The sequence below is a fragment of the Terrabacter sp. GCM10028922 genome, assembly GCF_042666095.1.
Lineage (GTDB): Bacteria > Actinomycetota > Actinomycetes > Actinomycetales > Dermatophilaceae > Terrabacter.
In genome coordinates, this window is the sequence record NZ_JBHTFG010000032.1 from 180309 (window position 1) to 192603 (window position 12295).

A 12295-nucleotide genomic window follows, 5' to 3' on the forward strand; every position below is an offset into this window, starting at 1 on the left:
TGGTCAGATCGCCTTCTCGGCCTCGATGAGGGTGTTGGCGGCGAACCGCAGGCCCTCGAGCTGGTCGAGCTCCTGGTCCTCGTGCTCGATGTTGACGGGCATGTCGGGGTCGATCTTGTGCAGGGCTCGCAGGAACTCCGTCCAGTACGCCGTGTCGTGGCCGCGGCCGACCGCGACGAAGTCCCACGACGCGGTGCGGGGCCATCCGCTCAGCGTCGTGCCGCCACCGAGCGGCAGGTGGCCCGGCTCGCCCTCGGCGACGCGGTGGAAACTGTCGTCGATGACGCCGTTGACCTTGGCGGCCTCGTTGATGCGGGTGTCCTTGGCGGCCGCGTTGACGACGAGCTCGCCGAGGTCGGCGACGGCGAGGACCGGGTCGATGCCCTGCCAGAAGAGGTGGCTCGGGTCCATCTCGGCTCCGAGGTGCGTCGCGCCCACCTCCTCGGCGAGTCGGTGCATCGTGCGCGGGTTGAAGACGATGTTGCCCGGGTGCATCTCGATGGCGATCGTGACGTCCGCGTCGGCGGCTCGCGCCTGGATGTCCTTCCAGTACGGGATGGCGACACTCCACTGGTGGTCCTGCACATCGAGGAACGGGCTCCACCATGGCAGCGGGTTCCACACGGGCACAGACGTTCCCGGCTCGCCGCCAGGCGTGCCGGACATCGTGACGAGGCGCCTGACGCCGAGCAGCGCGGCGAGCTCGATCGAGTCGATGAGCTCCTGCGAGTGTGGGAAGCCGGCAGCCGGGTGGAGCGGGTTGCCGTTGCAGTTGAGCGCGGTCAGGGTCAGGCCGCGCGAGGCGAACTCGCCGAGGTACTGCTGTCGCGCGTCCTCGCTGGAGCGCAGGTCCTCGACGGGCAGGTGGATCGGGGGCAGGAAGCCGCCGGAGTTGATCTCGACGCTCGTGAGGCCGAGGCCGGCGATGATGTCGAGTGCCTCGGTGAGCGTCTTGTCTCCGAGGCAGGCGTTGTAGGCGCCGAGCTGCATGGGTGGGTCCTTTCGTGACGTCGTCGTCGGGATCAGGAGGGTGTGGCGGGAGTGGGGTCGGAGAGTGGGTCGGGAGGATCGGCTCAGGCGCCCGGGGTGACGGAGACGGCCGCCCCGCCTGCCGCGGCGGACCGGGTGACCGCGTCGATGATCCGGAGGTCGCGCACACCGTCCTCGAACGGCGCGACCGGAGGCAGGCCCTTGATGCCGGCGACCTGCTCGAGGAAGGCGCGGGCCTGGTAGCCGAAGAGGTCGCCGACGCCGTACGAGCAGCCGGGGAAGTCCATCGGCAGTCCGCCCTTGACGTACGGGTGGGCCGGCCCGGCGAGCACCTGGTTGTAGCCGTTGACGGCGGAGCGGCGGTCGTCGGTCTGGTTCAGGATCACGCTGAACTCGGCGGGCCGGTCCATGTCCCACTTGGCCGCGCCGTGCTCGGCCATGACGTCGAAGGCCAGCGAGTTGGCGTGACCGGGCGCGATGCGCGAGATCGAGAACGTGCCGATCGCGCCGCTCGCGAAGTGTGCCGTGAAGCTCGCGACGTCGTCGTTCTCGACGGGCTCGCGCACGTCCGAGAGCTCGGTCCTGGCATGGCCGTACGTCGTGCCGAGGGGCACGGCTCGCTCGGTGACCTTCGTCGTGAAGGTGCCACCGCTGACCGAGTCCATCGGCCCGCAGAGGAACTCGGAGAGGTCGATGAGATGGCTGCCGATGTCGGCGAGGGCGCCCGTGCCGGGGCCGCCCTTGTAGCGCCAGGCCATCGGCGTCTCGAGGCTGCGGGCGTAGTCGCACCAGTAGCGGCCGTTGAAGTGGGACACCTCGCCGAGCTCCTCGTGCAGGAGATCGCGCACAGCGGCGACGGCGGGCTGACGACGGTAGACGAAGCCGACGCCGCTCACCTGGTCCGGGTGGGCCTGTGCCGCTGCCACCATGGCGCGCGCGTCCTCGATGCTGGCCGCGAGCGGCTTCTCGCAGAGCACGTGCTTGCCGGCGTCGAGCAGTGCCTCGACGATCTCGCGGTGCAGGTGGTTGGCGACCACGACGCTGACGACCTGCACGTCGTCGGCATCGAGGAGCTCGCGCCAGTCGGTGCCGGACCGCTCGTAGCCGTAACGGATCGCGGCGTCCTCGGCCACGGCTGCGTTCGCGTCGACCACGGCGGCATACCGGATCGGCGGGAGCGGTGGGTCGAAGAGGGTCGGGGCGGAGCGGTAGCCGGCGCAGTGGGCCCGGCCGGCCATACCGGCGCCGATGACGGCAACACCGATGGGGGACGTGGTCATGATGTGCCTCTCTGGACGTCGGGTCGTGCGCTAGGCTTAAAGCGCTTTAAGAGAGTGTGCTGACCGCGAGGGCATGCTGTCAACACTTTGTCCTGACAAACTGGGTCGACCCTTGCCACCAGCCCCAAGGAGCCGTATGCCGTCCCGCCCGTCACGTCCGCGCCTCGACGACGTCGCCGCGCGCGCCGGCGTCTCGACGGCCTCCGTCTCGCTCGTGCTGCGAGGGCGTCCCGGCCCCTCCGGGTCGACGCGCGAGGCGGTGCTGCGGGCGGCCTCGGAGCTCGGCTACCGGCCGGACCGCACTGCGAGCCTGCTCGCCCGACGGCGCACGCAGCTGCTCGGCGTGACGATGGACGTCAGGAGCGCCTTCCACGGCGAGCTGCTGGAGGACCTGCAGGCCGCTGCGGACGAGCGCGGCTACGACGTCGTCGTCAGCCCTCTGACGAGGACACGGGACGAACGTCGCGCCGTGGAGTCGCTGCTCGACTTCCGCTGCGAGGCCCTCCTGCTCCTCGGCCCACGGCTGTCCGACGCCGAGCTCGCCGCCCTGGCCGAGGAGCACCCCGTCGTCGCGATCGGCCGCCGCGCACAGGCAGCCGGGGTCGACGTCGTCCGCGCCGCCGACGACGTCGGTGTCGGCCTGGCCGTCGAGCACCTGGCGGAGCTGGGGCACCGAGGCATCGTCTTCGTCGACGGCCCGCGCGGTCCGATCTCCACGCTGCGCCGACAGGGCTACCGACGTGCCATGAAGCGCCTCGGTCTCGCCCATGCGGCCCTCGTCGTCGCGGGCGGTGACGACGAGGAGTCGGGTGCGGCTGCTGCCGAGGGCCTGCGCAGCGGCGGCACGACCGCGGTCGTCGCCTTCAACGACAGGGCGGCCCTCGGCCTTCTCGACCGGCTGAGGCGGGACGGCGTCGACGTGCCCGGCGACGTCTCGGTCGTCGGCTACGACGACAGCCTCATCGCCCGTCTCGCGACCGTCGACCTCACGAGCGTCAGCCAGCTCCCCGATGCGATGGCGACCGCCGCCGTCGAGGCCGCGACCCAGCGGCTGGACGACGGCCGCACCGAACCCGTCGAGCTGGTCCTGGAGCCGCAGCTCGTGATCCGCGGCACGACGTCACCGCGCGGTGACAGGACGGCCCGGCGGGGCGGCATACGCAAGGACTGACCGGAGGCGTCGGCGGGACTACGGTCGGAGGATGCTCGAGAAGCTCACGCGCCAAACGGCCTCCGACGCACTGCCCGAGTGGCGGTGCCTGCTCCAGCGCATGCACCTCACGGTCCGCGCGCCCGACACCTCGTCCGCCTTCGCCTTCGTCGCTCGAGTGGGTGAGGTGGCGGCCACGGCCGGTCGCCGGCCCGACGTCGACGTGCGTGGCGAGGTCGTGCACCTGACCGTGTCGACCGAGCCGGCCGGCGGCGTCACCGAGGCTGACGTCGAGCTGGGGCGGGCCATCGACGCCGTTGTCAACGAGCTGGGACTGGCGTCGGAGCCGCGGTCCCTGACGGTGATCGAGATCGCCATCGACGCCATGGACATCGACGCGGTGCGGCCCTTCTGGCACGCCGTGCTCGGCTGGGACGTCATCGCGCGCGACGACCTGCAGGACCTCCTCCGGATGGGTGCGGCGGTGTGGTTCCAGCAGATGGACGAGCCGAGGCCGCAGCGCAACCGGATCCATCTCGACGTCACCGTCGCCCACGACGAGGCGGCCGGGCGCATCGAGCGCGCACTCGCGGCGGGTGGGCGCATGGTGTCGGATTCGGCGGCCCCGGCCTTCTGGGTCCTCGCCGACCCCGAGGGCAACGAGGCGTGCGTCTGCACCTGGCAGGGCCGCGACCCCTCGCCGCCCGACTGACCCGGATATCCGATCAGTCGGTGAGGGCCGCGGCGGCCAGGCGCGCGAAGAGGCCCGGGTCGTCGACCCACGGGAAGTGGCCGGCACCCGCCTGCACGACGCAGCGTCCGTCGGGGAAGAGCCCCGCGAGCTGACTGCCCAGGTCCGGGCCCGGCATGAGGTCGAGCTCGCCGACGAGGACCCGCACCGGTGCGGTCAGTGAGGCCAGTGCCGCACGAGTCGTCGCGGGGTCGGGCACGTCGGCCCAGAAGGCGCGCGTGCCCTCGCGGTTGCGCTGCGTGTCGTCCGAGGCTGCGTGCAGCCGAGCGGCGTCGGTCCACCGCCCGTAGAGGAACGGTGACATCGCCTGCCGCGTCGCCGGCGTTCCGTCGTCCGCGTCGAGTGCGGCCTTCGCCTCCCCGAACCACTGCTCCTGCGAACGCAACGCGGCTCGCGACTCCCACTCCTCGTCGGTGAGGTCGAGTCCCACGGTCGCCGTGCCGGGGGTGGCGAGCACGAGCCGCCGGATCCGCGCGGGATGACGGGCGGCGTACAGCAGGCTCACCGAACCGCCGGCTGAGTGTCCGAGGAGGTCGAGGGTCTCGAGTCCCAGGTGGGCGCGGAGCGCCTCGAGGTCGTCGGCGAGGTGCGCGGCGCCGTATGCCGTCCGGTCGCCCGGGAGCGGCGAGGCTCCGGTGCCGCGGGGGTCGGGGATGACGAGGGAGCGCTCGGACACCTGCGCGAGCCCGCCGAGGTCGCCGAGGTAGGCGGGGTCGCGGGCCGGCCCACCGGGCCAGACGACGACCGGTTCGCCCGTTCCCTCGACCCGGTAGGCGAGCTTGACGCCGTCGTAGGACGTGTAGGTCGGCATGGGTCCAACCTGCCAGACGGGTCGGCCGCAGCGCTCCGGGATTCTACGACCCTCAGCCGGGGGCTGCGGCGTCTCCGGCGGCGAGCACGACGAGGTCGGCGACCTCGTCGGGATGGGTGAAGAGGTTGTTGTGCGAGCCGCCGAGCAGCGAGGTCCGCACGCTCGGGGCACAGCGTGCCGAGGTGGCGAGCCGGTCGAGCCACTCGACCGGCGCGTACGCGTCGTGGACGCCCGCCGTGACCGTCACGGGCGTCGGAAGATGGACGATCCGCTCCTCCGGCGAATCGCGCAGACTGCCCTGGAGCATCGCGATGATGCCGGTGCGACCGCGATAGACCTCGACCGGGTCGAGCTCGTGGGGGCCGTCGTTGCGGTAGGCGAGTGGCGTCGTCCGGGCCAGCCGGGGAAGGCGCCGCTGCCCAGGGGTGAAGGTCGGGCCGGCCATGACGAGCGAGAGGCGGCGCCGGCGCGCGCCGAGCGCGAGCGCGGCCGTGAGCGCGGCCTGCGCACCGGTCGAGTGGCCGAGCACGACGACGGGCCGGTCGGCCGTCTCGCTCTCGAGCCAGCGTGCGGCCGTGAGGCCGATGGCGTGGATGTTCGGTCGCGTCGGCCACGGCCGGCCGGACCCGAAGCCGGGCAGGTCGAGGACCGTGCAGTCGATGCCTCGTGAGAGGAGGGCTCGTGCCGTTCGCAGCGTGTAGAAGGGCAGGCCGAGTCCGGGAAGGATGACGACGAGCGGCCCGGTGCCAGATGCTCCGTCGCCGACGGCCAGCGACCGCACGACGCGCCCCTGCACCGACGTGAGGCGCTCGTGCACGTCCGGCCCGAGCGCGCGCCCCACCACTAGGAGCCCGCCCATCGGGCTGGTGGTGCCGTGCTGGCGCGCACGACGAGCTCGGGCTCGATGACGACTGACGTGATGGCCACCGACGCCTGGGTGTCGCTGATCTCGGGCTCGTCGTCGAGGCGGCGGGTCAGGGAACGCACCGCCGCGGCTCCGAGGCGCTCGGCGTCCTGGCGCACCGTCGTCAGCGCCACGTGCGGATAGCCGGCCTCGGTGATGTCGTCGAAGCCGACGACCGACACGTCACCCGGCACGCGCAGGCCCGACTGCCTGACGACGTCGACGAAGCCCATCGCGCACCGGTCGTTGAACGCAGCCACCGCGGTGGGCCGCCGGCGCGCAGCGCCGAGAGCGAGGAACGCGCGGGCCGCCTCGGCGCCCTCGAGCTCGCTCAGCCCCCCGGGCAGGACCGTCTCGACGAGGCCCGGAGACCGACGGATCGCTGCTCGGTAGCCGCGTCGCCGTTCGGCGGCTCCCGCCGTGCGCCCGCCGTCGAGCAGGGCGATGCGCGTGTGGCCGAGGCTGCGTAGGTGCTCGACGGAGAGGCGCAGGCCGGCGGCGTCGTCCGTGCGGACGACGCCCACGTCTGCGCCTGGCACGGGGCGCAGGACGCTCACCACCGGTAGTCGCGCCGACAGGTGCCTGAGCAGTGCCGCGGACTGGCTGCTGCCGAGCAGGATGATGCCCTCGCACCTTTCGGCGAGCAGCGTCTCGACGGCGGCCGTCTCGGAGCGTGACGGCGTCACCCCGCTCAGGACGAGCTCGTAGCCCGCTGTGTCGGCCCAGGTGTAGAGGCTCCCGAGGAGGTCGCCGTGGAAGGCGTGCCCGACCCTGAAGGTGACGCCGAGCGTTCGGGTTCGGCTGCGGCCCAGCCGGCTCGCTCGGGTGTCGGGGCGGTAGTCGAGCTCTCGTGCTGCGGCGAGCACCCGCTCGCGCGTCGCGTCGGATGCCCCGGCGACACCGCGGAAGACGATCGACACGAGGGCGCGTGAGACTCCCGCCCGCGCGGCGACGTGCTCCATCGTGACCTTCTCGGCTCCCACCTCCGCGACTCTAGAGCGCTCCACGGCGGTGGACCACCTCTTGACCGGCGTGGCGGCGGAGGATTCAATGTGCGCAGAACTAGAGCGCTCTAGTCACCTATCTGCGAAGGAGCAGACATGACGCATCCCGACCCGGTCCGGTTCGGCCTCATCGGGGCCGGCCGCATCGGAACCCATCACGCCACGACACTCGCGCACCACCTCGGCGCAGCGGACCTCGTCGCCGTCGCCGACCCGCACGGTGCGGCCGCCGAACGCCTCGGCGAGTCGCTCGGGGTCGAGTGGCTCACCGACCCTCAAGCACTCATCGACGACCCGCGCGTCGAGGCCGTCGCGGTCACGTGCGCGAGCACGGCGCACGCCGACCTCGTCGTCGCGGCGGCGGAGGCCGGCAAGGCCGTCTTCGTCGAGAAGCCGATGGCGATGACCCTCGCCGACGCCGACCGCGCCATCGCCGCCTGCCGGGCCGCCGACATACCCCTGCAGGTGGGCTTCAACCGGCGCTTCGCCCGCGACTTCGTCACGGCTCACGAGACGGTGTCCAGCGGCGGCATCGGCACGCCGCAGCTGCTGCGCTCGCTGACCCGCGACCCCGGGCTCGCCAACCCGGGGGCCGTCCCGCCGTGGACCATCTTCACCCAGACGCTCATCCACGACTTCGACGCGCTCAACTGGTTCAACGCCGGCGCGACGGCCGTGGAGCTGTCCGTCATGGCGGACGCCCTCGTGGCGCCCGACTTCAAGCAGGCCGGGCTGCTCGACACCGCGGTGGTGACGATCCGCTACGACAACGGCGCGATCGCCGTCGCCGAGGCGAGCTTCTCAGCGGCGTACGGCTACGACGTGCGCGGCGAGGTCTTCGGGTCGGCCGGCATGGTCACGGCCGGGAGCCCGGCGCACCTGACCAGCGCGCACTGGAGCGCCACCGGGGTCTCGAGCCCGACGGCCCGCGCCGACACCGACCTCTTCACCGACGCGTATGCCGCCGAGCTCGCGGCCTTCTGCGGCGCGGTCCGCCACGGCACGCCGCCGCAGGTCCGAGGCGAGGACGCCCGCGCCGCGCTGCGGATCGCGCTGGCGTGCATCGAGGCCGTCGAGACCGGCGGCACCGTCACCGTGCGCGACGCCGACCGTGCGGTCGAGGGAGCGGTTGCGCGATGACGAGCCAGGCAGTGGCGAGCCCGTTCACGCTCGCGGTCAGCGCCGAGATGGTCTTCCTCGACCGGCCGTTCGCGGAACGGGTGCGCCGGATCCACGAGCTCGGGTTCCAGGTCGAGATCTGGGACTGGACCCGTCACGACCTCGGCGCGCTCGAGAGCCTCCGCGAGGAGGGCGTCGTCTTCTCCTCGATGACGGGCTACGTCCGGGGACGGCTCGGTGACGCCGAGGGCGCCGAGGAGCTGCTCGCCACGGCGGCCGAGTCGGTGCCTGTGGCGAAACGCCTCGGCATCCCGCGCCTCAACCTCCATGGCACGGGGCTCGACGACCGCGGCCTGCCGGTGCGGGCCGAACCCGTCGAGACGGGCCCGATGTGGCTCACCGCGCAGCGCACGCTGGGCCGCATCGGCGAGCTGGGCGAGCGTGAGGACGTGATGTTCGTGCTCGAGAACCTCAACACCGCCGTCGACCACCCCGGCGTGCCCTTCGCCACCGCCGCCGACTGTCTCGCGCTCGTCGAGTCCGTCGACAGCGCGCACCTCGGGCTGATGCTCGACCTCTACCACGCGCAGATCGGGGAGGGGAACCTCATCGAGCTCTGTCGGCGGGCACTCCCCTGGATCGGCGAGATCCAGGTGGCCGACGTGCCGGGCCGGTGCGAGCCGGGCACGGGCGAGATCGCCTATCCGGCCATCGCCCGAGCGCTTGTGGAGCTGGGCTACACCGGCCCGGTGGGGCTGGAAGGGTTCGCGTCCGGCGACGACGAGCTCGCGCTCGAGCGCTTCCGCACCGCGTTCACGCCCTGACGGCCGGCGGCGACACCGGCCGATCCGACCGACGGACCGACCGACACGGTCTGCGTCAGGATGCAGCGGCGTCGAGCAGTCGCCGGGCCGCCTCCACATCGGGTGGAAGCGGTCGTCGGGCGCGGAGGGCGGCGGGGACCCTCGGCACCGCCGCGAGCAGACCCCGCACGCCGTGGCGACCCCGTGCGGTGCGGCGCGCCGTGCGCAGGACCTCGCGCACGGGGCGACGCATGACGGCGGTCAGCATGATGTTGCGGGCCACCCGGACGTGGCGTGCCCGCACGTCACGTGCCGTCGAGGGCACGTGGCGCGCGACGACCTCGGGTACGTAGCAGAGCGCCCATCCGTGGGCTGCGAGGTCGAGCGCGAGCCGTTCCTCCTCGCCGGCGAAGAAGACCACCGGGTCGAAGCCGCCTGCCTGGAGGTAGGCCGACCGGCGGACGACGGCGCCGCACGCGATGAAGCCGAGGACCCGCCGCCCCGGCTCGCCGGGGCGGGTCTCGAGTGCGGACTCGGACATCGCGGCGCAGACGGGCTCGAGCACCCCCGGCTCGCCGACCAGCACGCGCGCGGCGATCAACCCGACCTGGGGATTGGCATCGAGCAGGTCGGCTGCACGGTCGAGTGCACCCGGCTCCCACCACGAGTCGTCGTCGGCGAACGCGACGTACGGCGTCTCGACCTCAGCCACGCCGACATTGCGGGCGACCGCACCGGCGTTGCGGGCCAACCGGATCACCCTGACGTCCGGGAACGCCTCGGCCACACGCTGTGGAGTCGCGTCGTCGGACGCGTTGTCGACGAGCACGACCGGCGCCGGGTGGTGGCGTGGGAGTGAGCGTCGAAGGTCGTCCCAGCGGTTGCGGGTGGCGACGACGACGGTGACGCGCGGGCCGGGCTCCGGGCTCACGTCGCCACCCTCTCGGGTGTTTCGGGGCCCGAGGCGGGGCTCGCCGCACTGCCGCGGGCGACCTCGGCAAGGAGCAGGTCCCAGTCGCGCAGGAAGCGGCTCAGGCCGAACCGGTGCAACGCGTGGGCACGGGCCTGCTCACCGACCGACCGGGCCAGGTCGGCGTCGTGGCACAGGTCGCGCATGGCGGTGGACAGCTCGTCCGGGCGAGTGCTCACGAAGCCGGCCCCCGGGGGCACCGCCACCGCACTCTCCGTGCTCGCGACCACGACGACCGGCATTCCGAGCAGCATCGCCTCGACCAGGGACAGCCCGAGGCTCGTCCACCGGTTCGGGTGGAGGTAGACCCGGCGTCGCGCCATCTCGGTGTGGAGTCGCTCCTGGTCGAGGCCTTCGACGGTTCTCAGGGCGGGCGGCACGTCGGGCAGCACCCGGAGCGCGTCGGCGTCGATGCCGAACACGTCGATGGGCTGGTGGCGCGCGAACCGCAGGACGAGGTCGGTGCCGACCGCGCGGCCGCGACGGACGGGTTCGTTGACGACGACGGCAGCGCGAGCGAGCTCGCCCGTGTAGCGACGACCGGGGTCCGGCACGCCGTGCTCGATGACCCTGACCGGAGCCGACCCGTTGTCCCACAGCAGGGCGTTGAAGTGGGTCACGTGCACCACGGGGATGCTGCTCTGGTCGGCCATCGGGTGCCGGTCGAAGGGCACCCGCCCGCCGGGGACGTTGTGCTCGAGGTAGACGGCCGGCAGGTCCTTCCCAGGCGTCCGGCCGGTCCACTCCCGGACGAGGTCCAGCTCACGAGGGCGTTGCAGCACGACGACGTCGAGCTCCTCGTCCCGAAGGTCGTGGGGCGAAACCTCCCGCACCCGTGCCGGCCAGTCCCACGACTGAGCACGGCCGACGCCGTCCGGGCCACGGTCGGGCACGACGGGCACGAGGTAGTCGTGAGACCCCTGCACGAACCCGGTCGTCCACGAGCCGTGCACGTGCCAGATGAGGATGCGCACGTCGTCACCCCGCCCTTCGACGCGTGTCCAGCTGCGGGTCGGGGTCGCGCCGTCCAAGGGCGTGCACCTGCCAGCCGGCTCGGGTCCACCGGTGCGGGTCGAGGACGAGGCGGCCGTCGACGACGACGCGTCGTCGGACGATCCTGCCGAGTGCCACGGGATCCAGTGCGCCGAACTGCGCCCACTCGGTCAGGACCAGCGTGAGCTCCGCTCGCTCGCAAGCGGATTCGGCGCTGTCGCGCACCTCGAGGTCGAGGCGGTCAGCCAGGTGGTGCCCCGCCTCCGGGTCGTAGACGTGGACGCAGGCACCGAGCGCCGCGATCCCCGTGGCGACGGCGAGGGCGGGCGAGTCACGAACGTCGTCAGAGTCGGCCTTGAACGAGGCTCCGAGAACCGCGACCTGCCGGCCGCGGGGTCTGCCGTCCAGCAGCCTTCTGGCGAGGTCGACCGCCCGTTGGCGCTGGTACACGTTGACCTCGTCGACTGCGCCGAGCAGCTGCGACGCCGTCTCGACGCCGAGCTCGGCCGCGCGGCTCGAGAAGGCGCGCAGGTCCTTCGGCAGGCACCCCCCGCCGAAACCGATACCGGGGGAGAGGTAGCGCGGACCGATCCGCGAGTCGAGCCCCAGGATCTCGGTCAGGCGCTCGATGTCGGCGTTGGCCGCCTCGCACACCTCGGCGAGCACGTTGACCACGGAGATCCGGCTGGCCAGCATGACGTTGGCCGAGGCCTTGGCCAGCTCTGCGGTCTGCAGGTCGGTGCGGACTGCAGGTACGCCGTCGCACAGCACCTGCCGGTAGACCTCGCGCAGTCGAGCCTCGGCGGCGTCGGACGCGACACCGAGCACGAGCCGATCCGGACGCAGCGAGTCCTCGACGGCGTGGCCCTCCCGGAGGAACTCCGGGTTCCAGGCGACCTCGACGCCGTGTCCAGGGGCCGTGAGGTCCTCGAGGCGTTCCTGGACGAGCGCCGCCGTGCCGACGGGCACAGTGGACTTGCCCACCACGAGGGCGCCGTGGCGCAGCCGGGGTGCCAGCGCGTCCACGGCCGCCCAGAGGGCCCTGAGGTCCGCTGCATGGCCGCCGTCGAGCTGCGGTGTGCCGACACAGAGGAAGTGCACGTCCGCACTGTCCACCGCCGAGGCATCGGTGCTGAAGGCGAGTCGCCCCGATAGCACGCCCTCGCGCAGCAGCTCCGCGAACCCCGGCTCGTGAAAGGGGGCGACGCCGTCGGCGAGCTGCTCGATGCGCCGGACGTCGACGTCGACGCCGACCACGTCATGACCCCATCGGGCCAGAGCGGCAGCATGCGTCGCGCCGAGGTAACCGGTGCCGAGGACGGAGATACGCACGCGTGACTCTTTCCCGCTGCCGCGCGACGCCAAACATGGTGGAGGCGCAGCCGACGGTGCCGGCGCCTGCCGGGAGGCCGGAAGGTCCCACAAAGCAGTCCAATTCGCGCACGAGAAGCACTTCTCCGGAGAGAAGCGGTTTGAGGAGCCGAGAAGTGGGAACCGCTTCTCCGAGACGAACCACCCGC

At 72.5% G+C, this 12295-nt stretch carries 12 protein-coding genes; 4 read left to right on the forward strand and 8 right to left on the reverse strand.

Features of this window, described 5'->3' with window-relative positions:
- Positions 1-3 precede the first annotated feature (3 nt).
- Together ACFQU3_RS21235 and ACFQU3_RS21240 are read right to left on the reverse strand one after the other, a co-directional pair.
- The gene (locus tag ACFQU3_RS21235) at positions 4-990 is read right to left on the reverse strand and encodes a sugar phosphate isomerase/epimerase family protein (protein WP_385913502.1); all 987 of its coding nucleotides are present in this window, start codon (positions 988-990) and stop codon (positions 4-6) included.
- 83 nt (positions 991-1073) lie between these two features.
- On the reverse strand, positions 1074-2270 hold the full coding sequence (locus ACFQU3_RS21240; protein ID WP_385913504.1) for a Gfo/Idh/MocA family protein: 1197 nt from the start codon (positions 2268-2270) through the stop codon (positions 1074-1076).
- 136 nt (positions 2271-2406) lie between these two features.
- Between ACFQU3_RS21240 and ACFQU3_RS21245 the strand changes: the two genes are divergently transcribed.
- Positions 2407-3441, forward strand: coding sequence for a LacI family DNA-binding transcriptional regulator (locus tag ACFQU3_RS21245; protein WP_385913506.1), 1035 nt, complete (start codon positions 2407-2409; stop codon positions 3439-3441).
- 31 nt (positions 3442-3472) lie between these two features.
- Complete coding sequence (locus ACFQU3_RS21250; protein WP_385913508.1) at positions 3473-4132, forward strand: VOC family protein; 660 nt, start codon at positions 3473-3475, stop codon at positions 4130-4132.
- 13 nt (positions 4133-4145) lie between these two features.
- Here ACFQU3_RS21250 and ACFQU3_RS21255 read toward each other — a convergent pair whose 3' ends face one another.
- From ACFQU3_RS21255 to ACFQU3_RS21265, 3 genes are read right to left on the reverse strand one after another with little or no spacing between them, the layout of a single operon-like run.
- The gene (locus ACFQU3_RS21255) at positions 4146-4982 is read right to left on the reverse strand and encodes an alpha/beta fold hydrolase (RefSeq protein WP_385913510.1); all 837 of its coding nucleotides are present in this window, start codon (positions 4980-4982) and stop codon (positions 4146-4148) included.
- 52 nt (positions 4983-5034) lie between these two features.
- Positions 5035-5841 (reverse strand): alpha/beta fold hydrolase, encoded by an 807-nt coding sequence (locus ACFQU3_RS21260; RefSeq protein WP_385913512.1) that lies wholly within the window; start codon positions 5839-5841, stop codon positions 5035-5037.
- A complete protein-coding gene (locus ACFQU3_RS21265; RefSeq protein ID WP_385913514.1) occupies positions 5826-6869 on the reverse strand; it encodes a LacI family DNA-binding transcriptional regulator in 1044 nt (347 codons plus the stop codon). The genes ACFQU3_RS21260 and ACFQU3_RS21265 overlap by 16 nt, the downstream gene beginning before the upstream one ends.
- A gap of 117 nt (positions 6870-6986) precedes the next feature.
- Between ACFQU3_RS21265 and ACFQU3_RS21270 the strand changes: the two genes are divergently transcribed.
- Positions 6987-8030, forward strand: a complete 1044-nt coding sequence (locus ACFQU3_RS21270; RefSeq protein WP_385913516.1) for a Gfo/Idh/MocA family oxidoreductase — start codon at positions 6987-6989, stop codon at positions 8028-8030.
- Positions 8027-8833 (forward strand): TIM barrel protein, encoded by an 807-nt coding sequence (locus ACFQU3_RS21275; protein WP_385913518.1) that lies wholly within the window; start codon positions 8027-8029, stop codon positions 8831-8833. The genes ACFQU3_RS21270 and ACFQU3_RS21275 overlap by 4 nt, the downstream gene beginning before the upstream one ends.
- Before the next feature lie 55 nt (positions 8834-8888).
- On the opposite strand, the gene ACFQU3_RS21280 is transcribed toward ACFQU3_RS21275, so the two are convergent.
- The 3 genes from ACFQU3_RS21280 to ACFQU3_RS21290 are packed head-to-tail and all read right to left on the reverse strand — an operon-like array spanning position 8889 to position 12107.
- Positions 8889-9743 carry a glycosyltransferase family 2 protein gene (locus tag ACFQU3_RS21280; RefSeq protein ID WP_385913520.1) on the reverse strand — a complete coding sequence of 285 codons (855 nt, stop codon included), beginning with the start codon at positions 9741-9743 and terminating at the stop codon, positions 8889-8891.
- The gene (locus tag ACFQU3_RS21285) at positions 9740-10813 is read right to left on the reverse strand and encodes a glycosyltransferase (protein WP_385913522.1); all 1074 of its coding nucleotides are present in this window, start codon (positions 10811-10813) and stop codon (positions 9740-9742) included. Before ACFQU3_RS21285 ends, ACFQU3_RS21280 begins: the two co-directional genes overlap by 4 nt.
- Positions 10761-12107 (reverse strand): UDP-glucose dehydrogenase family protein, encoded by a 1347-nt coding sequence (locus tag ACFQU3_RS21290; RefSeq protein WP_385913524.1) that lies wholly within the window; start codon positions 12105-12107, stop codon positions 10761-10763. Before ACFQU3_RS21290 ends, ACFQU3_RS21285 begins: the two co-directional genes overlap by 53 nt.
- Positions 12108-12295: the final 188 nt, after the last annotated feature.

Bases quoted from the DNA above. Each gene is read 5' to 3' on its own strand.
- ACFQU3_RS21235 (WP_385913502.1), bottom strand. From the start codon at position 990: ATGCAGCTCGGCGCCTACAACGCCTGCCTCGGAGACAAGACGCTCACC.
- ACFQU3_RS21240 (WP_385913504.1), bottom strand. From the start codon at position 2,270: ATGACCACGTCCCCCATCGGTGTTGCCGTCATCGGCGCCGGTATGGCC.
- ACFQU3_RS21245 (WP_385913506.1), top strand. From the start codon at position 2,407: ATGCCGTCCCGCCCGTCACGTCCGCGCCTCGACGACGTCGCCGCGCGC.
- ACFQU3_RS21250 (WP_385913508.1), top strand. From the start codon at position 3,473: ATGCTCGAGAAGCTCACGCGCCAAACGGCCTCCGACGCACTGCCCGAG.
- ACFQU3_RS21255 (WP_385913510.1), bottom strand. From the start codon at position 4,982: ATGCCGACCTACACGTCCTACGACGGCGTCAAGCTCGCCTACCGGGTC.
- ACFQU3_RS21260 (WP_385913512.1), bottom strand. From the start codon at position 5,841: ATGGGCGGGCTCCTAGTGGTGGGGCGCGCGCTCGGGCCGGACGTGCAC.
- ACFQU3_RS21270 (WP_385913516.1), top strand. From the start codon at position 6,987: ATGACGCATCCCGACCCGGTCCGGTTCGGCCTCATCGGGGCCGGCCGC.
- ACFQU3_RS21275 (WP_385913518.1), top strand. From the start codon at position 8,027: ATGACGAGCCAGGCAGTGGCGAGCCCGTTCACGCTCGCGGTCAGCGCC.